The organism is Rhodococcus sp. OS5 (genome assembly GCF_056837585.1).
Genome location: NZ_CM166368.1, coordinates 3303785 through 3326657, shown reverse-complemented (window position 1 = coordinate 3326657; position 22873 = coordinate 3303785). Strand labels below are relative to the sequence as shown.

General features: G+C 64.9%; 19 protein-coding genes. 7 read left to right on the top strand and 12 right to left on the bottom strand.

Annotated elements, in window-relative coordinates:
* Positions 1-22 precede the first annotated feature (22 nt).
* Positions 23-445: a hypothetical protein gene (locus ACVZUB_RS15515; RefSeq protein ID WP_007733387.1), complete on the top strand. Its 423-nt coding sequence runs from the start codon at positions 23-25 to the stop codon at positions 443-445.
* On the opposite strand, the gene ACVZUB_RS15510 is transcribed toward ACVZUB_RS15515, so the two are convergent.
* The 5 genes from ACVZUB_RS15510 to ACVZUB_RS15490 all read right to left on the bottom strand — a co-directional run bounded on the left by ACVZUB_RS15510 (position 426) and on the right by ACVZUB_RS15490 (position 5165).
* Entirely contained in the window at positions 426-1289 is an 864-nt protein-coding gene (locus ACVZUB_RS15510; protein WP_007733386.1) for a heme ABC transporter ATP-binding protein, read from the bottom strand. The genes ACVZUB_RS15515 and ACVZUB_RS15510 overlap by 20 nt on opposite strands.
* A complete protein-coding gene (locus tag ACVZUB_RS15505; protein WP_030537529.1) occupies positions 1286-2383 on the bottom strand; it encodes a FecCD family ABC transporter permease in 1098 nt (365 codons plus the stop codon). The genes ACVZUB_RS15510 and ACVZUB_RS15505 overlap by 4 nt, the downstream gene beginning before the upstream one ends.
* A gap of 63 nt (positions 2384-2446) precedes the next feature.
* Positions 2447-3454 (bottom strand): heme/hemin ABC transporter substrate-binding protein, encoded by a 1008-nt coding sequence (locus tag ACVZUB_RS15500; RefSeq protein ID WP_042450998.1) that lies wholly within the window; start codon positions 3452-3454, stop codon positions 2447-2449.
* Positions 3451-4137 carry a biliverdin-producing heme oxygenase gene (locus tag ACVZUB_RS15495; RefSeq protein WP_054187388.1) on the bottom strand — a complete coding sequence of 229 codons (687 nt, stop codon included), beginning with the start codon at positions 4135-4137 and terminating at the stop codon, positions 3451-3453. Before ACVZUB_RS15495 ends, ACVZUB_RS15500 begins: the two co-directional genes overlap by 4 nt.
* Before the next feature lie 92 nt (positions 4138-4229).
* Positions 4230-5165, bottom strand: coding sequence for an aldo/keto reductase (locus ACVZUB_RS15490; protein WP_003946175.1), 936 nt, complete (start codon positions 5163-5165; stop codon positions 4230-4232).
* A gap of 228 nt (positions 5166-5393) precedes the next feature.
* Here ACVZUB_RS15490 and ACVZUB_RS15485 point away from each other — a divergent pair, with 228 nt between their 5' ends.
* Genes ACVZUB_RS15485 through ACVZUB_RS15470 form a run of 4 tightly spaced genes read left to right on the top strand, consistent with a single transcriptional unit; the run spans position 5394 to position 8459 of the window.
* A complete protein-coding gene (locus tag ACVZUB_RS15485; protein ID WP_030537531.1) occupies positions 5394-6239 on the top strand; it encodes an undecaprenyl-diphosphate phosphatase in 846 nt (281 codons plus the stop codon).
* 58 nt (positions 6240-6297) lie between these two features.
* Positions 6298-6993, top strand: a complete 696-nt coding sequence (locus ACVZUB_RS15480) for a histidine phosphatase family protein (protein ID WP_003946173.1) — start codon at positions 6298-6300, stop codon at positions 6991-6993.
* A gap of 55 nt (positions 6994-7048) precedes the next feature.
* Positions 7049-7648, top strand: a complete 600-nt coding sequence (locus ACVZUB_RS15475) for a DUF3090 domain-containing protein (RefSeq protein WP_003946200.1) — start codon at positions 7049-7051, stop codon at positions 7646-7648.
* A 4-nt stretch (positions 7649-7652) separates the two neighbouring features.
* Positions 7653-8459 carry an SCO1664 family protein gene (locus ACVZUB_RS15470; RefSeq protein ID WP_482627497.1) on the top strand — a complete coding sequence of 269 codons (807 nt, stop codon included), beginning with the start codon at positions 7653-7655 and terminating at the stop codon, positions 8457-8459.
* Here ACVZUB_RS15470 and ACVZUB_RS15465 read toward each other — a convergent pair.
* Positions 8456-8914 carry a MarR family winged helix-turn-helix transcriptional regulator gene (locus ACVZUB_RS15465; RefSeq protein ID WP_042450996.1) on the bottom strand — a complete coding sequence of 153 codons (459 nt, stop codon included), beginning with the start codon at positions 8912-8914 and terminating at the stop codon, positions 8456-8458. The genes ACVZUB_RS15470 and ACVZUB_RS15465 overlap by 4 nt on opposite strands.
* A gap of 82 nt (positions 8915-8996) precedes the next feature.
* Between ACVZUB_RS15465 and ACVZUB_RS15460 the strand changes: the two genes are divergently transcribed.
* Entirely contained in the window at positions 8997-11132 is a 2136-nt protein-coding gene (locus ACVZUB_RS15460) for an MMPL family transporter (RefSeq protein WP_125051104.1), read from the top strand.
* A 10-nt stretch (positions 11133-11142) separates the two neighbouring features.
* Positions 11143-12384 (top strand): cysteine--1-D-myo-inosityl 2-amino-2-deoxy-alpha-D-glucopyranoside ligase, encoded by a 1242-nt coding sequence (mshC, locus tag ACVZUB_RS15455; protein ID WP_058038814.1) that lies wholly within the window; start codon positions 11143-11145, stop codon positions 12382-12384.
* Positions 12385-12441: 57 nt separating this feature from the next.
* Here the strand turns inward: mshC and ACVZUB_RS15450 are convergent, their stop codons facing one another.
* The 6 genes from ACVZUB_RS15450 to ACVZUB_RS15425 form a co-directional block, all read right to left on the bottom strand.
* Positions 12442-16617 carry a TIGR02680 family protein gene (locus ACVZUB_RS15450; protein ID WP_482627496.1) on the bottom strand — a complete coding sequence of 1392 codons (4176 nt, stop codon included), beginning with the start codon at positions 16615-16617 and terminating at the stop codon, positions 12442-12444.
* Positions 16614-18056, bottom strand: a complete 1443-nt coding sequence (locus ACVZUB_RS15445; RefSeq protein WP_218680607.1) for a TIGR02678 family protein — start codon at positions 18054-18056, stop codon at positions 16614-16616. The genes ACVZUB_RS15450 and ACVZUB_RS15445 overlap by 4 nt, the downstream gene beginning before the upstream one ends.
* The gene (locus ACVZUB_RS15440; protein WP_019748531.1) at positions 18053-19558 is read right to left on the bottom strand and encodes a TIGR02677 family protein; all 1506 of its coding nucleotides are present in this window, start codon (positions 19556-19558) and stop codon (positions 18053-18055) included. The genes ACVZUB_RS15445 and ACVZUB_RS15440 overlap by 4 nt, the downstream gene beginning before the upstream one ends.
* A gap of 33 nt (positions 19559-19591) precedes the next feature.
* A complete protein-coding gene (locus tag ACVZUB_RS15435) occupies positions 19592-20677 on the bottom strand; it encodes a hypothetical protein (protein ID WP_482627495.1) in 1086 nt (361 codons plus the stop codon).
* Positions 20678-20823: 146 nt separating this feature from the next.
* Complete coding sequence (locus tag ACVZUB_RS15430; RefSeq protein ID WP_050655280.1) at positions 20824-21984, bottom strand: MFS transporter; 1161 nt, start codon at positions 21982-21984, stop codon at positions 20824-20826.
* Positions 21981-22835: a PAC2 family protein gene (locus tag ACVZUB_RS15425; protein WP_223257810.1), complete on the bottom strand. Its 855-nt coding sequence runs from the start codon at positions 22833-22835 to the stop codon at positions 21981-21983. Before ACVZUB_RS15425 ends, ACVZUB_RS15430 begins: the two co-directional genes overlap by 4 nt.
* Positions 22836-22873: the final 38 nt, after the last annotated feature.

Sequence of the window (22873 nt, the reverse complement as noted above, 5' to 3'; positions counted from 1 at the left end):
TGCAATCACCGAGGAGATCATTGTGATTCCCACAGAACCCACCGATTCCGGCGCGCAGTCGCCCGAACCGGCGCGGCCGGGCTTCGAGATCGAGGACCTCACCGTCGGCGCCCATGCACACGGTTTCGGCAGGTCCGACGGTCGAACTTTCGCGTTCCGCGTACGAAAGAGCATGCTGTTCGTCGAGGTATACGGCGAATACTGCGAGCACAGTGTGCCGACCCCTGCAGACGTTGTCGCCACCGCGGAGCGATCGGTGACCGACATCGATCTGACCGACGAGCGAAGCATCGCCGGTGTGGTCCGCGACGCAGTTCTGTCCACGGAGGCTGATTGGTCACAGCCCGGTCCCGGTGACGGAGTTCGCGAGGGAGACGGCCGCAGCCTGCCGACGGTGAGAGCCGTCCTGAACAGGCTGGGATCGATCATCGATTCTGTTCGGTGAATTCTCGGCGCGGGATGACCAGGGTTGCTCCGGTTGTCGGATGCGGGAACACCTCGACCGGATAACCGTAGACGCGGGTCAGAAGCTCTTCGTGCAACACCGATTCCGGGGGACCGTCAGCGGCGATGCGGCCGTTTTCGAGCACGACGATCCGATCCGCGTACGCCGCTGCCAACGCGAGGTCGTGCAAAACGACGACGACGGCATCGCCGTCCGCAGCGCGAGCGCGCGCCACGGACATCACCGCTTCCTGGTGTCCGAGGTCGAGAGCTGCAGTCGGCTCGTCCAGCAGGATGGTCGACGTTTCCTGTGCCAGTACCCGGGCCAGCGCGACCCGCGCTTGCTCGCCGCCGGACAGCACGGCGAACGGCCGATTGGCGAACCCCTCGACATCGCAGGTCTTCATCGCCGCGGTGATAGCAGCGCCGTCGCGGTCTTCTCGGCGAGTTCCGGTCCATGGCGCACGTCCCATACGAACCACCTGGCGAGCGCTGAACGAAAATCCGATGGTGTGTTTCTGGGGGAGCACCGCGCGTCGGCGCGCCATGTCGATCGGCGACCACTGAGTGAGGTCGGTGCCGTCAACGTCCACCCGCCCAGCGATGACGGGCTGATCACCGGCCAACGCCGCAAGAAGAGTCGACTTACCGGCGCCGTTCGGTCCGACGAGAACGACTAGCTCGCCTGCCCGGACTTCGATGGACACGCCTTCCAGAATCTGCCGACCACCGCGTTCGACGGTGATGTCGCGCGCCTCGAGGGTGACATCACCGACGGCTGGGCTCTTCGGTTCGGGGGTGACGCGGCCGAACAGTTCGCGCCAGTTTCTTACGAGGCTGCTCATGCCCACCCGCCCTGTTGCGCGCGCGTGCGTCGGAGAAGCCAGAAGAAGAAGGGGCCGCCCACCAGAGCGGTCAGCATTCCGAGGGGCAGGTCTGCGTTGTCGATCAGCGACCGCGAGCCCAGATCTGCGACAAGCAGAACCAGTGCGCCGGCGAGGGCGCTCGCCGGAATCAGCGCGCGGTGGCCAGGTCCGACGAGAATGCGCATCAGGTGCGGAACGACCAGGCCGACGAAGAGGATGATTCCCGTGAAGGCAACACTCGCCGAGACCAAGAGAGCGACGATCAGTACCGCGAACTGGCGAAGCCGTTCGACGTTGACGCCCAGATGACGGGCCGCGTGTTCACCGAGCGCCAGCAGGTCGAGACGTGGGGCGATCATCATGGTCGCGGCGATCCCGACGACGGTCATCGGCGCCACGATCAGGACTGCGTTCCAGGAAGCGCCGTTGAGTGAGCCGAGTTGCCAGAACACGATCTGATCGCGAGCGGACGGGCTGGCGACGAAGGTGAAGAACGCGATGAGCCCGCCGGCGAACGCGTTGATCGCGACGCCCGTCAGCACCAACGTCACTACTTCGGTTCGGCCTTCGTGCCGAGCCAGAAGGTAGACCGCCGCGGTGGTGACCAGCCCGGCGACGAACGCAGCCGCAGCAACGGCCCAGCCGGCCACGAACGTTCCCCCGACGACGATGACAGCACTCGCGCCAACTGCCGCGCCCGCAGACACTCCGATCACTCCGGGTTCTGCGAGCGGATTGGAGAACACACCCTGCAGGAGCGCACCGGAACATCCCAGCGCCGCGCCGACACAGATGGCGAGCACGACGCGGGGGAAACGAACCTCCCACAAAGTCACTTCACCGCTGGGATGGGCGGGCATCGGACCGAGGTCGAGCCCGATGCGATGCAGGATGCTGCCCAAAACCTCGAGAGGCGACGTCGGAACTTGGCCGATGCACGCCGACAGTACCGCGACGATCACCAGGGCGAGAGTCAAGCTGACCAGAACCGCACTCACCCGCGACCGCGACGCGGGGCCAGACGCCGACTTGTCGGCGCCCCCGACGTCGTGTGAATCCTCGGCTGCGGACACAGTCTTACCTGCTTCGGAACTACCTGTCTCTGTACTCACGAATCAGCACTCACGAATCTTTGCTCACGATCCACCGGGCTCGTAGATCGCTTCGGCGAGTGCCGCCATGACGCGTCCGGTGTTCGGCCCGAAGCTGAGCAGTACACCGTCCGCCATGTCGACTACTCGTTTGTTCTTTCCAGCCGGCGTCTGAGCGATGCCAGGGACCTTTTCGAGGCCGTCGATTCCGCCGATCGATGCCAATCCGTCCGTCATCATCAGCAGGGCGTCAGGCGCTGCGGCGATGAGCGCTTCGCTGGTGATGGGCACGAACTGTTGTGTGATGCCCGAGGCGGTTCCTGCATCGGTGGCGCCGAGTGCCTCGATCAAGGAATCTGCTCCGGACCCTTCACCGCCGATCATGGTGATGGCCGATCCGCGCATGTAGAGGAATGCGATTTTCAGTGGATCGCCCTCGGTGGGGACCAGGTCACGAGCTCCAGCGATTTCCGATTCGGTCCGGTCGACCAGCGCCGCGCCCTGGGCAGGGACGCCGAGCGCGTCGGCGACGGCCTGGAGTTGTCCTGGCACACCCTCGAGTGTTCGGGTCGGATCGAAGAAGACGACGGGAACACCGGCGGCGCGCAGCTGATCCTGGACGCTCTTGGGCCCGATACTGGTGTCGGTGAGAACAACGGTGGGATTGAGGTCGAGAATTGCCTCGGTGTTGAGCGATTGGCCGCCGACCGTGACAACCGGCACGTCCGCGACCGCGGGGAACTTGGCGGCGGTGTCGCGGCCGACGAGATTGTCACCGAGGCCGAGCGCCACCGTCGTCGTCGCGAGCGTCCCGTAGCGGTCGGCCGCAACAATCCGGCTGTTGTCGGTGATGGTCACGTCGACGCCGTCGAAGCTCTTCACCGTCACGGGCAGTGTCGCGGTCGGGTTGTCGGACACGGGAACCGGGCTGGAATCTTCGAGTACCGCGGTCCTGGCACCCTGAGATGTCGTCGAAGTGTCGCTGGACCCGCAAGCCACCAGACCGAAACCGGCTGCTGCGACCAGAGCCGCCGCGGCCAAGCGCTTCATCATTTGACGAGGTAGCTCTCGATGTCGCCTTCGAGGTCGGCGAACAGGTCGCCGTTGAGGCGGTACGCCAGATTCACCTCGTCGATGAAACGCTGCTGTTCCTCGGCGGGAATCTGCAGTGCATCCAGATTCGAGCGGTAGTCGTCCTTGAAAGGCTTCGGCTTGGGGATGCCTTCGAAGATGTAGAAGCGAAGTCCGTCGGTCTCGAATCCGTAGGCGCGTTCGAGCATCCGGCGGATGATCTGTCCGCCCGAGAGATCGCCCATGTACCGAAGGTAGTGATGTGCGACGAAGCCGGCAGGCCAGTCGAACGCCACCTCCTTCAGGCGGGCGATGTAGCGCTCGGTTGCCGGCAGTGCCACGAGTTCGTCGCGCCAGTTCGGTCCGCCGAGGAACTCGAGATCGGCCTCGAGTGAAGCCACGCGCAACAGATCCTCGGACAGGAACGGGGCGACCAACTCGTTGTCGGCGTGTGTGCGGCCGGCCTCTTCGAGGCTCGTGTAGACGAGGTACGTCTGTCCCAGAAGTGCGGCGTAGCCAGCCGTGGTCAGCTCACCGCCGAGAAGTGCGCCTACGAATCGCGACTGCTCCGTCTTGCGGTGTGCTGCGTCCGTCTCGGTCTTGATTCGTTCGGAGAAGGCTGGGCCTGCGTCTGCGGAAAGGCTGTCTACGTCGAGCGTGGTCATTGATTCTCCTGAGGCTGTAGTCAAGCGTTGCCTACTAGGTTAGCCTGCCCTCGCCAACACGATACCTCCGGTATTTCGATCAGCGGGACAGATCAAGCGCTCACATCGTCGAGAGCCGCGGCAATCGCTTTCGGAAGTTCCAATTCTTCGGTTGCCAGTACTCCTGTCAACTGGGCGAGATCACGCGTGCCGACGACGGCGCTGGCCACCCCGGCGCGATCGCGCGCCCAGGCCAGTGCCACCGCCAGTGGGGAAGTACCCAGACCGTCGGCAGCGGTAACGACTGCGTCGACCACCCGGATCGAGGAATCGGTCAGATAGCTCTGCACATCCTGCGAATGTGCTTCGTCGGCGCCGCGGGAATCGACTGGAATGCCGTCGCGGTACTTGCCGGTCAGCACACCGCCCGCGAGGGGTACTGCGGCGAACACTCCGACGCCGTGATGGGCCGCCGCTGCGAACAATTCTTCCTCGACGCCGCGTGCGAGCAACGAGTACTCGGCCTGCGTCGCGGCGAGTGTTGTTGCGCCACCGGCTCCTACGGCCGTCGCGAGCTGCCAGCCGAGGTAGCCGCGAACTCCGACGTACCGCACCTTGCCGCTCGAGACGGCGTAGTCGAGGGTTGCTGCAACCTCGTCGACAGGCGTGAGCGGATCCCAGGTTGCGACCTGCCACATGTCGAGGAAGTCGGTTCCGAGTTCACGAAGAGTCGCGTCGAGCTGGCGGAGCAATCCGCGCCGCGAGCAGTCGACGCGGTCGGTGCCGATCGGTGTGGGGTCGATGCCGGCGCTCGAGCTGATGATGAGTTCGTCACGTGGAACGACGTCGTCGAGCAACTCGGCGAGGATTCGTTGCGCCGCACCGGCGCCGTAGGCGGGCGAGGTGTCGACCAGGGTTCCGCCGGCCTCGGCGAACGCGAGTAGCTGCGCAGCAGCCTCGTCGCCGTCCGTGTCGCGTCCCCATGTCAGTGTGCCGAGCCCAAGTCGCGAGACCCGAAGTCCGCTCGTTCCGACAGATCTGTGCTTCATAACCGCCTGCATCTCGCGCCCGACTCGTGTGCGCAAGTGCGGCACCCGAGAGATCTCACCACGTGCAGACTAGTAGGCGCTCGCCTCGAGTCGGGGTATTCGGACACGGACGTGCCGGGAGCGGCGCGGCGCCGTGGGCCCCGGTAGCGTGGCGCCGGTGAAACGTGAACCCGACACACGAAACCTGTGTGCAGTAACCCCATTCGAATCAGCCGGGATCGGTGAGTGATGGGCGAAGCGATGACCTGGCTCCAGGCCGTGATCCTGGGCCTCGTGCAGGGCTTGACCGAGTTCCTGCCCATCTCGTCTTCCGGACATTTGCGAATCGTGTCGGAGATATTCTTCGGCAGTGACGCCGGCGCGTCGTTCACCGCGGTGACGCAGCTCGGCACCGAGTTGGCGGTCCTGATCTACTTCGCACGCGACATCGTGAGGATCATCACTGCCTGGTTCCGAGGTGTGTTCAATGCCGAGCACCGGGGCGATCTCGATTACCGGATGGGCTGGTACGTCATCATCGGCACCATCCCGGTCGGCATCCTCGGGTTCTTCTTCAAAGACCAGATCCGTACCGGCGCACGCAATCTGTGGCTGATTGCCACGATGCTGATCGTGTTCGCGCTCGTCATCGCTGCTGCCGAGTACTACGGACGCAAGACGCGCCCGATCGAATCGCTCACAGCGCGCGACGGCATCATCATGGGTTCGGCTCAGGCGCTCGCGCTCATCCCGGGTGTCTCACGTTCGGGTGGCACGATCAGTGCCGGCCTTTTCCTCGGACTCACCCGTGAGGCCGCAGCCCGTTACTCGTTCCTGTTGGCGATTCCGGCAGTTCTCGCCTCCGGTTTGTTCAGCCTCCCGGATGCCTTCGAGCCGGCCGGTGAGGGTCTGAACGCGAGCGGTCCGCAGTTGCTGGTGGCAACCGTCATCGCCTTCGCGGTCGGTTACGCAGCGATCGCCTGGCTGCTTCGATTTGTTGTCGATCACTCCATGTACTGGTTCGTCGGATACAGAATCGCTCTCGGCGTAGTCGTCCTTGCGTTGCTGGCCACAGGGGTCGTGTCCGCGACATAGGGCCCGTTTCGACGTCGACCACCCGTCCGTGCGGCCACCGCCCCATTAGGGTTGTGGAATGACAGTTGTCCTACTGCGGCACGGGCGGTCGACGTCCAACACTGCCCATACCCTGGCCGGTCGAACGCCGGGTGTGGAACTCGACGACCACGGCCGGAAACAGGCCGAAGGCGTCGTCGATCGGCTGGTCGGTCTGGACATCGCGGAGATCGTCCGCTCGCCGCTGTTGCGGTGTGAGCAGACGGTCGGCCCCATTGCCGTCGACCGTGGTCTGACGCCGGTGGTCGAGGATCGCCTCATCGAGGTCGATTACGGCGACTGGACGGGTCGCCCGCTCAAGGAACTCTTGGAAGAACCGCTCTGGAAAGTGGTGCAGCGCCACGCTTCCGGTGCAGTGTTTCCCGGCGGTGAAGGGCTGGCCCAGGTACAGGCGCGAGCCGTTGCCGCGATCCGAGAGCACGACGCACGGCTGGCCGAAGAACACGGCAAGGACGTCGTCTGGATCGCGTGCACGCACGGTGACGTCATCAAATCGGTTCTCGCCGACGCGTTTGCGATGCATCTCGATTCGTTCCAGCGCATCGTCGCCGAGCCCGCCTCGGTCAGTGTGATTCGCTACACGGCGACACTGCCGTTCGTTCTTCGCGTCAACGACACCGGAGACGTGCTCGCCGCGATCGGTGCAGCGAAGGCCGCGACCAACGGTTCGGCTCCCGCGCAGGAGTCCGTCCCCGGCGGAGAGGTCGGTGCGTGAGCTGTGACGGATAATGGGTATTCAGTGATGTTCTGCTCGAACTCGAGGAGGTGCAATGTCGCGCGCGATTCACGTATTTCGCACTCCTGACCGATTTGTCGCAGGAACGGTGGGCGAACCCGGTGACAGGTCTTTCTATCTCCAGGCCGTGCACGAATCACGGGTGGTGAGTGTGCTGCTCGAGAAGCAGCAGGTTCAGGTTCTCGCCGATCGCATGGGCTTACTCCTCGAAGAGGTGCATCGACGCTTCGGAACCGAGGTTCCGCCACAAGCCGACGACGTCTCCGACCTCAGCCCGCTGGTCACACCACTCGACGCGGAGTTCCGGGTCGGCACGATGGGGCTCGGTTGGGACGCCGATGCCGGGGCGGTCGTCGTGGAGCTGCTTGCCGTCAGCGAGACGGAGTTCGACGAATCGGTTGTCCTCGACGACGCCGACGACGGTCCGGACGCAGTCCGTGTGTTCCTGACTCCGGAGCAAGCGCGCGAGTTTTCGCTGCGGTCCGAACGCGTCATCGCGGCGGGACGCGCGCCGTGCCCGCTGTGTGGTGAACCGTTGGCGCCCGAGGGGCACGTCTGCATCCGCACCAATGGGTACCGACGCGGCGAGTCCTTCGGTTTCGCGATCGACGACGCAGACGACGACGAGGTCTGACGTCGTGTCCGAACCTGGTGTGCCGGACGTGCTGCTCGAGGGTGATCTGACTCTGATCGGTCAGATCACCACGGCGAGCAACGCCACGCTGGTATGTGAGTCAACTCTGGGGGAGAAGTCCACCCGCGTGGTCTACAAGCCGGTCCGGGGTGAACGCCCACTGTGGGATTTCCCGGACGGCACTCTGGCGGGGCGTGAGGTCGCGTCGTACCGCGTGTCCGAGGCGCTGGGTTGGGGAGTGATTCCGCGAACAGTGTTGCGGGACGGCCCCTTCGGTCCAGGCATGGTGCAGCGATGGATCGACACCGTCGATCGCCGCGCGGATGGATCTGGTGGACTCGAGATGGTGGACCTGTGCAGTCCCGACAACGTTCCGCCGGGGTGGTTCGAGGTCCTGCAGGCCTTCGACTCGGAGGGTGAACCAGTCTCTCTGATCCATGCGGACGATCCACGGCTGCAGCGAATGGCCGTTCTGGACGTCCTCATCAACAATGCCGACCGTAAAGGTGGTCACGCCCTCGAGGGCGTCGACGGCTCGGTGTACGGCGTTGATCACGGAATCTGTCTTCACTCGGAGAACAAGCTGCGGACGGTGTTGTGGGGGTGGGCCGGGCAGCCCGTACCCGGTGCTTTGATCGCCGACGTCGCCGAATTCGCGACAACTCTCGACGGGGATCTCGGCGACGAGTTGTCCGAACTGATCACCGAGGAAGAGATCGTGGCTTTGGCGGTGCGGGCGATGCAGTTCGCCGAGTCCGCGGTGATGCCTGAGCCGAACGGCCATCGAACGATTCCCTGGCCGGCCTTCTAGTCGCGAGACGTTTCCTGCTGTTCGCGAGTTGCCGTCAATCCGGGTGAGCGAACCAATCGCAGTAGTTGTTCGCGCAGCGCGGCGACATCCCCGACGCCGACGGTCAACGCCGCATCTTCCTTCTCGAGCGTCAGTAGTCGCTCGTACGTCAGTCTTCCGGCGTCGGTTATCGCGATCACGCGCCGACGCTCGTCCCTCGGATCGGTGTCACGAGTGACGTAACCCGCTCGTTCGAGACGGTCGATCGTGCGGCTCATCGTCTGATCGGTGACGCGGGCGTTCTTCGCGATGTCGCGTTGAGACGCCGCCCCACCGGCGATCGAGTGGAGCACGATCAGGCCCGCGTGCGTCATGTCCTGAGACCGCAAGACCTTCTCCCACGAGTGCTCCACCAGGCGTGCAGCGGTGGACAACAGCCGGCCGGTGGGCCAGTCGTCCAGGCCGTCGCTGCTCATTTTTCTGCCTTCCGTTTGCAATTACTCAGCATGCTGAACAAAATAGTCGGCAAGTCCTCTGCTGCCGATCCCTGGAGACCCAGTGAGCACACCAGTACAAAATCGTCCTGTTCGTCGCCTTCGATGGATTGTGCCAGCTCTCCTCGTGATCGGCTGGCTGGCAATCGGAGGATTCGGCGGTCCGTTCGCCGGAAAGCTCAGCACGGTGCAGCAGAACGACAACACGTCGTTCCTGCCCGCGTCGGCCGAAGCGACCGAGGTGGCAAAGCTTCAAGAGAGCTTCACGGACACGCGCTTCGTGCCGGCCATCATCGTGGCGGAACGACCGGGTGGCCTCGAGCCCGCCGACTCCACCTTCCTTTCCCAGACCGTCGATTCGTTTGTCGGTACCGAAGGATTCGGCGACGCCTCATCGCCGCCGATCCCGTCGGCCGACGGCCAGGCACTCCAGATGTTCCTGCCGGTCGACAGCACCCTCGAAGTCAAGGACAGCGTGAAAGCGCTGCGCGCGGCGCTGGAGTCGAGCCCTGACGGACTGACAGTCAAGGTCACCGGCCCCGCTGGGCAGGTTGCGGATCTGTCGGCAGCATTCGCCGGTATCGACGGATTGCTGTTGTTGGTAGCCGGATCCGTCGTGATCGTGATCCTGATCATCGTCTACCGAAGCCCGATCCTGCCGTTCGTGGTGATCTTCTCGGCGATCTTCGCACTCGGATTGTCGAGCTTGCTCGTGTATCTGCTCGCGGACGCGGACGTCATCGCACTGAACGGTCAGAGCCAGGGCATCCTGTTCATCCTCGTGTTCGGTGCCGCCACCGACTACGCGCTACTGCTGGTCTCTCGCTACCGGGAAGAATTGCGGATCGAGAAGGACAAGTACGCAGCAATGCGCACTGCGTGGCGCGCGACGCTCGAACCTGTCGCAGCGTCTGCAGGAACGGTCATCGCGGGCGTTCTGTGCCTGTTGCTCTCCGACCTGAACTCGAACCGCGGACTCGGTCCGGTGGCCGCCATCGGTATCGCCGCGTCCTTCCTCGCATCGATGACCTTCCTACCTGCTGTCCTGGTTCTGTTCGGGAGGACGGCGTACTGGCCGACCAAGCCGAAGTTCGATGCCGACCGCGAGCACCACGACGAGGCGAACGATCACCGGTTCTGGGCCGGGCTCGCTGCTCGAATCGGTAGGCATCCGCGCCGCTTCTGGGTGGCGTCGACGCTGGTGCTGGTTATCTTCGCGATGATGATGCCGCAGTTCAAAGCCAGCGGTGTCTCGTCGTCCGACATCTTCTTGCTCGATGTCGATTCGGTTGCAGGCCAGGAGATTCTCGGCGAGCACTTCGACGCGGGTTCGGGTTCACCGGCCGTGGTCATCGCGAATGCAGACCAAGTGGATGCCGTTGCGGCAGTCAGTCGCGTGGAGGGTGTCAGCGACGTAAGCGTCGTGCAGAACGGGGGAGCGCCTCTGGTTGTCGACGGGCGAGTCTCCCTGCAGGCGACGTTGACTGACGCTGCCGACTCGCTCGAGGCCGAAGACACCATCGTGCGACTGCGTGATGCAGTTCACTCAGTGGAGGGCGCCGACGCATTGGTCGGTGGCGTCACTGCGACCGACCTCGACACGAAGACCACCTCGACACGGGACCGGACACTCATCATTCCCGTGGTGATCATCGTGGTGTTCGTGATTCTCTCGCTCTTGCTGCGTTCGCTTCTCGCACCGCTGCTTCTCATGGGCACCGTTGTGCTCTCGTTTGCTGCGACACTGGGCATTTCGTCGCTGGTGTTCGACCACATCTTCGGTTTCCCCGGCGCGGATCCGGTGGTCCCGCTCTTTGCGTTCGTGTTCCTCGTGGCTCTGGGAATCGACTACAACATCTTCCTCATGACGAGGGTGCGTGAGGAAGCGCTGAAGATCGGCACCAGGGCGGGCGCTCTGCGGGGACTCACGGTGACCGGCGGGGTGATCACATCTGCCGGAGTTGTTCTGGCAGCAACCTTCTCGGCGTTGGCGGTGATCCCGCTGTTGTTCCTCGCCCAGATCGCGTTCATCGTGGCGTTCGGTGTCCTGCTCGACGCTCTGATCGTCCGATCCTTGCTGGTCCCGGCCTTGACCTACGACATCGGTCAGAAGATCTGGTGGCCGAGCAAGCTCGCGTCGACGCCCGAACCAGAGCAGGATCAGCCAGCACCTTCCCAGCCTCAGAGCAGTCTCCACTAGGCTCGGCAGCATGCAGTCTTGGTCCGATACCGCACTCCCGTCCGTTCCCGGTCAGGGGCCGCCGTTGCGGCTGTACGACACAGCCGACCGTCAGGTTCGCCCCGTCACCCCGGGCGAGAAGGCGACGATGTACGTCTGCGGCATCACCCCGTACGACGCCACCCACCTCGGCCACGCGGCCACGTACCTCACGTTCGACCTCGTGAACCGCATCTGGCGCGACGCCGGACACGATGTCCACTACGTCCAGAACGTGACCGACGTGGACGACCCGCTGTTCGAGCGAGCCAATCGCGACGGCGAGGACTGGATCGTCCTCGGCATGCGTGAGACGGCACTCTTCCGCGAGGACATGGAAGCGCTGCGTGTGCTTCCGCCGAAGGACTACATCGGCGCCGTCGAATCGGTGAACGAAGTAGTCGAGTTGGTGGAGAAGTTCGTGGCGTCCGGCGCCGCGTACATCGTCGACGACGCGGAGTTCCCCGACGTCTACTTCCGTGCCGACGCGACCGAGCAGTTCGGCTACGAGTCGGGCTACGACCGCGCGACGATGGAGAAGTTCTTTGCCGAACGCGGCGGAGATCCCGATCGCGTCGGAAAGCGCAATCCGCTCGACGCACTTGTCTGGCGTGCGGAGCGTCCGGGCGAGCCCTCGTGGCCCTCACCCTTCGGGCCGGGGCGCCCCGGCTGGCACATCGAATGCGCGGCCATTGCACTCAACCGCATCGGCTCCGGCTTCGACGTCCAGGGCGGTGGCAGCGATCTGATCTTCCCGCACCACGAGTTCTCGGCCGCGCATGCCGAATCGGCAACGGGTGATCGCCGTTTCGCGCGGCACTACGTGCACACCGGCATGATCGGTCTCGACGGCGAGAAGATGTCGAAGAGTCGCGGAAACCTGGTCTTCGTTTCCAAGCTGCGCGGTGAGGGGGTGGACCCAGCGGCAATCCGTCTCGGACTGCTGTCCGGCCACTACCGCCAGGATCGCGCGTGGACTGATCAGGTCCTCGCGGATGCTCAGTCGCGCCTGAAGGTGTGGCGCGAGGCCGCGGCTCTCGGTTCTGCGCCGGCAGCCACTGACACTGTTGCGCGTTTGCGTCAGCACCTGGCCGACGATCTCGACACCCCGAAGGCGCTCGACGCGCTCGACGGTTGGGCCCGCCGCGCCATCGAGGGCGGCGGATCCGACACGCAGGCACCCGGCGAGTTCGCCGATGCCGTCGACGCCCTACTGGGTATTTCGCTTCGCTGAACCCCTGCTGTGCGCCTTTATAAACCGCCCGCGGTTAATAAAGGCGCACAGCAGTTTCTAGGCGTAGTCCAACGCACCTTCGGCGGGTGTCGGCACCCGGCGCCGTAGCGGCGAGCCCAATGCCCTCGCCAGATCCGTTCCGTCGTGCTCGGCGAGCAGCTCACCGTTCGACCAGACCAGCAGCGCGGCGCTGACAGCCTGTTCGGCCGTGGAGTGCGCGAGGTCGTAGTGCGCACAGCCGGGGACGTCTGCGTACGTGATCCACAGGTCGTAGCCGGTCATGAAGAGGTCCAGGTCGAACTGAACGCTCAAGCCGAGAAGCTCGCTGCGACCGTTGTCGTCGACACCGGCGAAGGCCTCGTCGAGTGCCAGCAGACGCGGGGCGTGCGGGTCGGCCGAGTCCAACATGACGTGCGCCGCGGCGAACAAAGGAAGGTGCAGCGAGACGGACTGCTCGCCACCGGACAGCGCGCTGTGCCGCGCGACGGTAAGACGGTCTTCCTTGCCCTCACCGCTGATGAGGGTGAACGAGAACACGCGCCATTGACGGTAGTCGAGCGCCGAGGACAGAATCTCCGGGTACGAGCGTTCGGGGTGCGCCGCGCGGGCGGTACGGATCTGCGTCGCGAAATGTGCTCGCAGAGTTGCCAGTTCATCGACGCCGAGGGCCGACGCGTCTCGATCCAGCAGCTTGGAGATCGCCCGCGAGCTGTCGTCGAGGTTGTCGGCGAGCACCCAGTGAACGCCGATGGTATTACCTGAGGACATCCGACGCTCACGCATCTCGGTGCCCATCTGTGCGATCAACTCGCGTGCGTCGACCGTGCGCTCGTGGATCTGCTGAGCCAATCCCGTCAACAGGGCATCTTCGAGAATGCGACGCTCGGATTCGGTGAGCAACTGCTCCTGATCGCCGCGAGCGTCGTGGATCCGCGTTGCGAACTCGCCGATCGACGAATAGCCCTGATCGTCCTGGACTCGTATGACGGTCAGCCCATCCGGTGCATCCCACTGCAGACGGTAGTCCTGTCCGGCTGCTGCGAGTTGCGCGTCGAAGTCCTGCAGCGCCGAGGTCAGTGCCGTGCGGGTTGCCTTTCGGGCGCCGTCGGTGACTCGGACTGCCGAGGTCGCAGCCTCGAGCGCTCGGTACAACTTGTCGACGTCTTCGGGGAGGACAGGCGGGTGGGCTGCGTCCTCGCTGCGATCTTCGTTCTGGATGCGGTAGACCAACTGATCGGGGCTCATCCACGCCGCTGAACTGGCCGGCCAGCTCAGATGTTCCTTGACGCCCAACAACTCGAGAAGGTCCGGGCGCGCGTAGGGTGCGAGTCGCTCTGCATCACTGCGGGTTTCGGTCAGGGTGTGACGCAAAGTCTCCACGGCGGTGTTATACGCACCCTCCGCCGTGCCGATCTGGAGGACGGCGGCGTCGTACGCCTTTCGCGCCGCACGCTGTTCGACCTTGCATTCTTCGATCTTCGCGCGGGCTTTTGCCAGGTCCAGGTCGATCTGCTCGGCGCTGGCACCGAGGGTGTCGCGCAGCGTCTCGAGACGCTGCACCTGCTGGAGCAGACTCTCCTCGGCGATGGCGGCTTCCTCGGCGAATTCCTCCGCATTGGCGCGTGATTCGTCGAGACGGTCGCGAGACTCGCGTTCGAGTTCGACTTCCTTGGCATGCTCCCGTCGGCAGCGCAGCGCCAGTTCGCCCTGCTTCTCGAAATGACGGATCGCCGCCGCGAGGGAGTCGAGTTCACGGCCGATATGCGGCGTCCGGTGCTGCGACGCCGTCGCTCGGAGTTGCTTTTCCTTCGCCGCGAGATCAGCGATCGCCGCATCGAGTTCGCGTTGTGCCGTTTCCGTGGCCTCCGAGCGAGTACGGAGGGCGCCGGCGGATTCGGTGACCGTCTTGAGTGCGCGCAGGATCGAACCTGTCTTCGGCAATTCCTTTGCCGCAGAGTTGATCCGGCTCAGTTGCTCGTTGGTCTGCGCCACCAGTGCCTTGGCCGTATCGACTGCCGCGGCAAGTTCTTCCAGAGCCGCGTCGATCTCGGTGATCCGAGCCTCGCGTCGACGCGCCCGTGCTGTGGTGCCGATGTACTCGGCGTCGGCCTTGACGTGCCGGCCACGCGCGACGCCCTGCCAGAAGCGGCCGTCGACGCCGATCGCGACGCTTGCATCGGAGTCGCCTGGCGCCTCGACGAGACTGATCGACGCGAGAATGTCCTGTACCCGAGCGTCGGGTACGTCGGCATTGCCTTCGACCTCGAGGACGTCGGCCAGCGTTCGTCCCTTCGGACGCTGCTTGACGGGCAGAGCCGTCAGGAACTGCTCGCTGACGTGCTCGGGAATCTTCTCGTCCGGGCAGACCCAGCCGTCGAGCAGATTTGCCGCCTGGAGTGCGGATTCGATTCCCGTGGCCACGTCTGGTTCGACGGAATCGGCGAAGCGCACCAACTGCCACAGCGGTGCACCACCCAGTTCACTGCGGTTGTCGGAGCGTGCGTGGAAGGCAGGCGGAGCGTCGTCGTGTTCCGCGGAGACGGCCTTGCGCTCGGATTTGAGAGCCGCGATGGAGGCGTGTGATGCAGATATTTCAGCTTCGGCCTCACGTCGACGCTCGCGCAGCGTCTCGGTGCCGGCCTCGGTGTGCTCGGCGAGAACTGCGGACAGCGCCGGAGCGTCTTCGTCGCCGACTTCGGCGAGCGCCGCGTCGAGAGCTTCGAACAGCGACGTGTCGGCGCCGACAGCCGAAAACAGGGAGGAGTGATCGGTCCACCACGCGCGCAGCCCGCTGGCGCACTGACTGCGTGCGAGTTCCACGGCAGCTTCGCCCTCGAGCACAGCCGCCTTGGACGCTTCGAGCAGCTCTTGTCCACGGCGAGAGCTGTTTTCGGCCCGGGTTCGTTCGGTCGCCGCCTTCTCGACGGTCGCCAGTGCGGTGCGGACGACGCGTACGTCACCGTCACGCTCCTCGGCATGGCCACGGACGGCTGCCGTGATCTGGTCACTGCGTGAGCCGTCGGGCAGGGGAGTCCAGACGATGCCGGCGTCCTCAGCGGCCGCCTGCAGTTCGTCCTCGGCGCGCGAGAGTGCTTCGGCCGCACGCTTGACCGACGATGCAGCCTTGTCGGCTTCGTCGCCGCGTTGAGCGAGTGCGGCCTGCGCTTTCCGGGACTTGTCTGCCTGCTGCTCGGTCGAGAGCTTGAGCGTCGCGACGGCCTGGGCGAGGTCGTCGAGTTGCTGTTTGCCTTCGTACGCGCTCGAGCGTTGCAGTGCTTCGACATTGGCGCGCGCGTTCTCGAGTGCCTGCTCGGCCTGGTTGAAGCGCTCCTCGGCTGCTGCCCGCGCCTCACGGCTGCGGGTCTGGGCGAGCGACGACTCGTCCATGGCGGCAACACCTCTGGTGACCGCTGCGAGGCGGGTGCTGACCTGTTCGATCTCTCCGCGAGACTGCTGACGCAGGTACTTGGTGTAGACCCCGATGAAACTCTGGGCTGCCTGATCGGCGGCCGCGAGCCCCTCGAGCGCGCGGCCGACTTCCTCCATGTCGCTGAACGAACGCGCAGCTTCGAGGACCAACTGATCGTCGAGTGGACGGAGACCGTCGGTGAGTGCCTGCGAAAGGCCCTTCGGGTCGAGGTTCTTCGCGAGCTGGGGGCGGCGAAGCGTGAGAATGAGGTTGATCAGCTGGTCGTATCGCTGCACACCGAGACCGAACATCCGCGCGTCGATGGCTGTGCGGTAGTCGAGGGGACGGTCGGTGATGGCATCGCTGCCGAGTTGTTCGGCAAGCTGCTTCTTGGTCAGGGGGCGATCGTCGTTGCCGATCAGCGAGAAGTCGACCCCGACGCGGCCGTCGGCGACGAAGTACCAGCGGGTGACCTTGTCGTTGGTGCGTGTTGCGCGCATGCCGATTCCCACGGTCACCGACTCGGGATCTTCGAGGGAGCCGCGGCAGAACTCCATCCACACGTAGGAGTGCGCGCTGTCCTGGCCCCGGTAGAGCAGGTTGGACTTCATCGTGCGCTCTTCACCGGCGAACGGGTTGAGGCGCCGCGGTTCGATGCGGCCGTCGAAGACGAACGGGAACAGGACCTCGAGGGCCTTGGTCTTGCCGGATCCGTTGGGTCCCCGCAGAACCAGTCGACCGTCGGCGAACGAGAACTCTTGGTCTCGGTAATCCCAGAGGTTGATGATTCCAGCCCGAGTAGGTCGGAAGCGGGCGTTGCTCATACGTTCTCTACCTCTGATAGTTCGCCGTTGGGGGAAGGTTCGGGGCCGAATTCGTCGACCGGATCCGGTGCGGAGTTGTCCACCGCGAAGTCGATCTGAGGATCGCGTTCGCGCACGGAGACCACGACGTCGCGGTACCGGGCAAGGACGGGCAACACCAGTACGCCGCCGTCGACCGCATGCGTCAGGCGCAGACGTTGCAGCAACCCGAGCGCCTGCTTGCGCAGCCCGTTGTGATCGGCCTGCCACTGCGCCGCGAAAGTTCGCCCGAACTGGTCCACCAACTCGGTGACCTTGTCAGCGAGCCAGTCGTCGTCGATTTTCGGGTACGTGACGGGTGGCGGTGGCTCGGCCGGTTCGCCGGCGGGCAGCACGAAGTCGTCGTCCTCGTCGGCGAGGTCCTCGAAGATCCCGGCCTCGGGGATGGCGGCATCGAGTTGTTCGATCAGGTGATCGTCCGACACGTGCGGGATCGGAAGTTTCGGCAGTTCGGGAGCGTCGACGTCGAGTACGCGGTCGGCAATCTCGCCGGCCAGGAGAAGTGCCACCTGAGCGATCGTTCCGGTGCTCGGGAAGCGGACGTCGGAGAGGCGACCGGTGGGATCGATCATCGCGATTCCCTCGGCGCGGCGCTCGGCCACCAACCCCGTCAGTAGTTCGACTTCCGACGCGGTCTTGGGCTGCGCCAACGCGATCAATTCGTGCTGATCGAGTTCACCGGCCAGTACGACCGGGCGCTCGACGAGTGCCCGACGTACTCGGCGTCCGATCTCTTTCGCGTCCACGGGAATTCCGTCGTCCTCGGAGGCGCTCGAGGTCTCGGCGGCCAGGAGTCCGCGGATGGAGTGAAGGTGCTGCAGGGCGCGCGGTGGACGGAACAGCGCTACGACGACGGAACGGTCGATGTCGTAGAGCGCTTCTCCCGCTTCGGGATTGGACGCCCAGCCGTTTGCGTCACCGTCGGCGAGGGCGATGGCGCCTCTGACTCCGAGCCAGCCCACTGCGTCGACGAAGGCGTCGCGGTCGGACGCACGATCGGTGGAGAGTTCCACGCCGTCGACCTGCCCTGCGTCAGCCGCGACGTGATCGGCCAACTCCGACAACGTGATCTGGTTTCCGGCGCGGCCCAATGCGGCCAGGCACAACGCCAGGTACGCGTAGCGCGTGCGATCGAAGGTTCGCTCGGAGGCAGTTCGGGCCGGTGCCGACGGGTTGAGTCGATCCGACACCGTGAACAGGCGCGCGGTGGTCTCCGTCACCTCGAGGCGGTAGCCGAACAGTTCGAGTAGGTCGTCACGCAGCTCGGTGGCCCAACGGCGCAAGAGCGGCAACGCAATTCGATCCGGGTACGTCGAGGTGATCAGGTGGTTGGACAGGATCACTCGCGCCGCGCGTTGATACGAGTCGAGGGCAAGGGGCGTGATCTCGCGAGCTCTCATCGAACACTGACCTCGATGCCGTCGAGGTGCATACGCCCGCGGGCGGTCTTGATGGTGGTCGAACCGTCCGAGGGACTGAGCGTCAGCTTCACCCCGTTCTCACTACCGGTGGAGCTCTTGACGCGTCCCACCACCGGAACGCGCGCGGTCAGTGCTGCATTGAGCAGACTCAGCAAAACTTCGGTCTCCTGCTCGTTGAGTTCGCGCTGATAGACGCCGTTCGACGCGAGGGATTGCGCCGCGGCACTGCGCGTACGTTGCGCCGCCAGCTGCTCTTCGCGCAGGCGGCGGATGCTGCCGTCGTTGCGGGCGACTTTGCTCGGCAAGCCGGGTGAGGGCGGGCGGCCGGTTTCGGCGAGTGTTCGCGCGATCTCGACCGGCGGTGCCTCCCACCACGAGCGTGAGTGCGAAATGATGTCGGCGTCCGGATGCACCATCGAGAGATGGCGTGGACGACCGAGGTCGAACACTGCCTGGAACAGAGCATGAGCTGCGTCTTCGGACGGCGTGGCGGCGAACCAGCCGGCGAGGTGCCGGAGCTGGCTCTCACGGCTGACGCCGCCGCGACGGGTTTCCGTGACGCGGCGAAGGAGCGCCAGAACCGCGGCGATCGCGCTCATCGTGCCCTCACGTAGACGCTCGGACTCGCTGATCCCCGATTCCGCGGAGACGAACCAGGCGGTCAATCCTCGCCAGCGCGCAGCCCAGTCGTCCTCGCGTTCGGTGATCGGGACGAACACCCGTTCGTCACTGGCGGCGGCGAGGCGGATCATGCGATCGACCCCGGTGGATTCGACGTGCTCGATCGCTTCCTTGAGCTTGGGGGCGTAGCGAGCCAGATCGGAGCTGAACTCCCGCATGTGCGTGAGCAGAGCGTCCTTGTGCGTGAGGAAAGCCTGCGGAGTGATCTCCGTGGTCCGTACGAGGTCCCCGAGGGTCAGATAGAAGTGCGCGGCTCGATCAGCCATGTCGGAGAGTGTCGAGTCGAGGCGCTTGAGCTTGCGGAAGATCAGATCGCCGTCGGAGCTTCGGTTGGCCTCGGCGAGTTCGGACATGTCTGCGAGCAGGTCCGGCAGAGCGAGACGCGAGAGCGACGCCGAGTCCAGGCGTGCGGCGAGAACGTCTTCGACTGATCGATAGACCTGGTATCCGGCCTGACCGAACTGGTAGACGAAGTGGCGATTGCGGTACTCGGCCAGCGTGGCCGCGCGGGTGCCGTCGTAGCTGCGCTCGAGGATCTCCCACACGTGGAGCTGATCCAACAGGGGAGTGACCTCTGCTGCCGACAGATCGGCCGCCGGATCCGATCCACCGATCTTCTCGAGGATTTGCGCGACGGCTCCGGCATGCAGCAGGACGGTGTAGTTGGCGCGAGCATGGTCGAAGGCACGAAGTACCCAGAGGTACTCGGCCCGTTTTTCCGCGATCGTGAACGAAAACAGCTTCAGTCGATTGGTGTCGGCGTACGCGGCGTAATCGGGCGCACTCGTTTCTTCCACCATGACAGGGTAGGCGAGAGACGCCCCCTCTTTTTCCTACGGGCGATCCGTAGCAGGGGATGCGGCGCGTCGCCACTGCGATTCGTTCTCGATCATCCATGTGAGCAGGTGCTCGGCCGCCGCCTCGTCGGAGTCCGGGCCGACCAGCAGATCGGCGAACGCTTGGCTGGGGGCGACGATGCGGATGCCGTCGCGGGTGAGCAATCGGTCGAAGGCAGACGGTGAGAGGGGAGCGGTGATCCACACGTCACCGCCGGATTCCACCCGCCGTAGTCCGAGAGCGTCGGCGAACTGATCGACGTTGTCGGCATGGAAGTGGGCACGTCGAGTGGGCGCGTACCGAGCAAAGGGTGCGGCGGCCACCGAGGCGGTACCGGCGTAGATGTGACCGCTGAGCTGACGCAGTTGATCGAAGAGTGCTTCCAACCCGTCCGGCGCGTGAAAGCCGTGAGGCGTCGGCGCTTTGGCCCCGGCCTCAGCCGCCCATTCACGAAGCATCTTCGGCCAGCGGACGTCACCGATCCCACCGCGGGGGAGCCTGGTCACCAGTTCACGATCCGACAGTGTCTGAACCACCCGATAGGTTGCTCCCGTCGACGCACCGGCCAGGCGCACCAAGGCAGTGATCGCCAGTGGCGCCGCGAAATCGGCAAGCGCACGCACAACGCGAGCTGACGGATCGCCCGTCAACTGTCCGGAAGGACGTCCGGGCCCCCGCCACGGATCGGCGTCGGCTCCGCGTCCACGCACCCAGACGGCGGGTCGATCAGCGGTCAACGACACGTTGCCCGTGGCGTCTGCGTACGAGATCGCGTGGGAATCGAGCTGCCGGCGAACCGGCTCGGACAGATATTTTGCGCACACGAAGCCCGATTGACCGGTGGGGAAGCGATCGGCGATACCGGGAACGTCGCTGCTCAGGACACCGTGAGCGGCGTACACGCCGAATTTGGCCACCGAGCCGTCAGGGGAGCGGAGGTCGAGTCGGAGTGGCGCCTCGGACAGGTCGGGGGAGCGCTGCGTCGACAAAGACCAGGTAGGAGGCAAATTTTCTTCGATGACGGCAACCGATCGCCGAAAAATGTCGATCGGCCGTTCCGGTTCCAACTCAGATTCGCCCATGTTCCAATGGTATCAATATCTGTCGACGACGGAAACACAAGATTTTCCGAATAACGTTCGCCCTGACAGCCTCGCGACAACGGTGGTCGCTTTCGCCGAGAAACTCACTACCTACACAACTTCAAATTCGAAACTGCCGAGATCGATCAGCGTTGCTTCGGCATGATCAGGGGAGCGACGACGGCGAGCAGTAGTGCGGGGATCAGGAAGCTCGCGGCAGGCGAAGAGTCGTAAATCGGTGTCAGGGCCAGGGGAGCAAGAGCGGCGCCGCCGAAGCGCATCGCTTGGACGACGGACACGGCGCCGCCACGGTTCGGCCCCGCGGATCCGAGGACCGCCGCGTTGACGCCGACCAGCACGAACTGGCTCGCGACGCCTGCGACAAACCATGCGATCGCGATCACCGGCACCAAGCCGGCAAGGCCGACGACGGAGACCAGAACTGCTCCGCCCAGGGCGCCGATCATCACGGAGGAGCGTGCGCCGATGCGATCGATGAGGATTCCGATGCGCCGGGCCGAGAGGATACCGGCCACGCCGAAGACGGTGAGCAGTAGGCCGCGGACGGTGGGGGACAGCCCGAACTCGTCTTCGAAGCGGAAGGCGAGCAGGAAGCTCAGTCCACCGAGGGCGCCCCAGCCGAGCAATGCAGCGATACCGATGCGGAGCACTTCGGGGCGTAATGCATCGCGGAGACGGGCGGGAGTGGTCGCTGCCGGTGCTTCGGACTTCGGAAGTCCGACGGCTCCCAGAATGCCCGCGACCACTGCGATGACGAGAAAGGCCAGACGCCAGTCGAATTCGGCCGCCAGTCCGCCGATCAACGGAGCCGACGACTGCCCTGCGGCCTGGAAAGCGCCGAAGGCTCCGAGGGCTCGACCCAGCCGTGCCTGCGGTGTTGCGGCCGCCAACGAGGCAAGCAGTAGCGGCGTGGTGAATGCGTTCGCGGAGCCCTGCAGTACCCGGGCGGCAAGGAAGATCTCGAGTGTCGGGGCGAGGAAGCATGCCAACGACGCGAGGACGTAGACGCCGTAAGCGATGCGCACCGTCCGAACCTTGCCCCACCGCGTCCCGAGTGTCCCCGACACCAACATCAGAGCGGCGAAGGGGAGCAGGTACGCGGTGAGGGAAGAGGCGGCCGCCGACGGACCGACCCCTAGATCGTCACCGATCTCGGGAAGGATCGAAGCAACCACGCCGCCGCCGAACGGGCCGAGGAACCCGCCGGCGTACAGCGCGATCAGCTGAAGCCGGAGGCGCAGTGGGCGCTGTGTACTTCCGCCTTCTTCTGGAGTGTTCTTGCTCACAGTCCGAAGCTGCCGGGGCCTCGCCGTCTGAGGTAGCGCTCGAATTCCGCGGCGATGGCATCGCCGTCGATCTTGGAGATTGCTTCGCTGATGTCGGTTTCGGCGTCTCCCCGTTCTTCCAGGGTGCGCACGTATTCGCCGATTTCCTCATCGTCCGCGGTCATTTCGTTGACCGCTTCCTCCCAATCCTCCGACTGAGCCGGGAGCTCCCCGAGTGGGACCTCGATGTCGAGAACATCCTCGACTCGTTGAAGGAGGGCCACTGTGGCCTTCGGGTTGGGTGGCTGCGAGACGTAGTGCGGAACCGCCGCCCAGAACGAAATAGCGGGTACACCAGCACGAACGCACTCGTCCTGAAGAACCCCGGTGATGCCCGTCGGGCCTTCGTACCGCGTCTGTTCCAGGTTGAATCGGGCGGCGGATTCACTGCTGTAGGCCGTGCCCGTCACCGGGACCGGTCGGGTGTGCGGAGTATCGGCGAGCAGGGCGCCGAGGATGACGACCGTCTTGACGTTCAGTTGGTCGATCAGCTCGAGCAGATCCTCGCAGAAACTGCGCCACCGCATGTTGGGCTCGATCCCGCGAAGCAGGACGATGTCGCTCTCGCTGCCAGGAGGCGAACAGACCGACAAACGTGTTGCCGGCCAAACGATTTCGCGAGTGACACCGTCGACCTGCCGGACTGTGGGGCGGTTGACCTGATAGTCGTAGTAGTCCTCTGAATCGAGTTCGGCGAGCGGCTGGGCATCCCAGATCAGCTCGAGATGTTCGACCGCACCGCTGGCTGCGTCACCGGCGTCGTTCCAGCCCTCGAAAGCTGCAACGAGGATGGGATCACGTAGGACAGGGATGTCGCCCTCGAGGCGGTCGCTGCTGTCGACGGCAAAGC

Excerpts from the sequence above, each read along its gene's own strand:
- ACVZUB_RS15485 (WP_030537531.1), top strand. The coding sequence starts at position 5,394 with ATGGGCGAAGCGATGACCTGGCTCCAGGCCGTGATCCTGGGCCTCGTG.
- ACVZUB_RS15475 (WP_003946200.1), top strand. The coding sequence starts at position 7,049 with ATGTCGCGCGCGATTCACGTATTTCGCACTCCTGACCGATTTGTCGCA.
- ACVZUB_RS15445 (WP_218680607.1), bottom strand. The coding sequence starts at position 18,056 with ATGAGAGCTCGCGAGATCACGCCCCTTGCCCTCGACTCGTATCAACGC.
- ACVZUB_RS15440 (WP_019748531.1), bottom strand. The coding sequence starts at position 19,558 with ATGGTGGAAGAAACGAGTGCGCCCGATTACGCCGCGTACGCCGACACC.
- ACVZUB_RS15480 (WP_003946173.1), top strand. The coding sequence starts at position 6,298 with ATGACAGTTGTCCTACTGCGGCACGGGCGGTCGACGTCCAACACTGCC.
- ACVZUB_RS15450 (WP_482627496.1), bottom strand. The coding sequence starts at position 16,617 with ATGAGCAACGCCCGCTTCCGACCTACTCGGGCTGGAATCATCAACCTC.
- ACVZUB_RS15490 (WP_003946175.1), bottom strand. The coding sequence starts at position 5,165 with ATGAAGCACAGATCTGTCGGAACGAGCGGACTTCGGGTCTCGCGACTT.
- ACVZUB_RS15435 (WP_482627495.1), bottom strand. The coding sequence starts at position 20,677 with ATGGGCGAATCTGAGTTGGAACCGGAACGGCCGATCGACATTTTTCGG.
- mshC (WP_058038814.1), top strand. The coding sequence starts at position 11,143 with ATGCAGTCTTGGTCCGATACCGCACTCCCGTCCGTTCCCGGTCAGGGG.
- ACVZUB_RS15495 (WP_054187388.1), bottom strand. The coding sequence starts at position 4,137 with ATGACCACGCTCGACGTAGACAGCCTTTCCGCAGACGCAGGCCCAGCC.
- ACVZUB_RS15465 (WP_042450996.1), bottom strand. The coding sequence starts at position 8,914 with ATGAGCAGCGACGGCCTGGACGACTGGCCCACCGGCCGGCTGTTGTCC.
- ACVZUB_RS15510 (WP_007733386.1), bottom strand. The coding sequence starts at position 1,289 with ATGAGCAGCCTCGTAAGAAACTGGCGCGAACTGTTCGGCCGCGTCACC.
- ACVZUB_RS15500 (WP_042450998.1), bottom strand. The coding sequence starts at position 3,454 with ATGATGAAGCGCTTGGCCGCGGCGGCTCTGGTCGCAGCAGCCGGTTTC.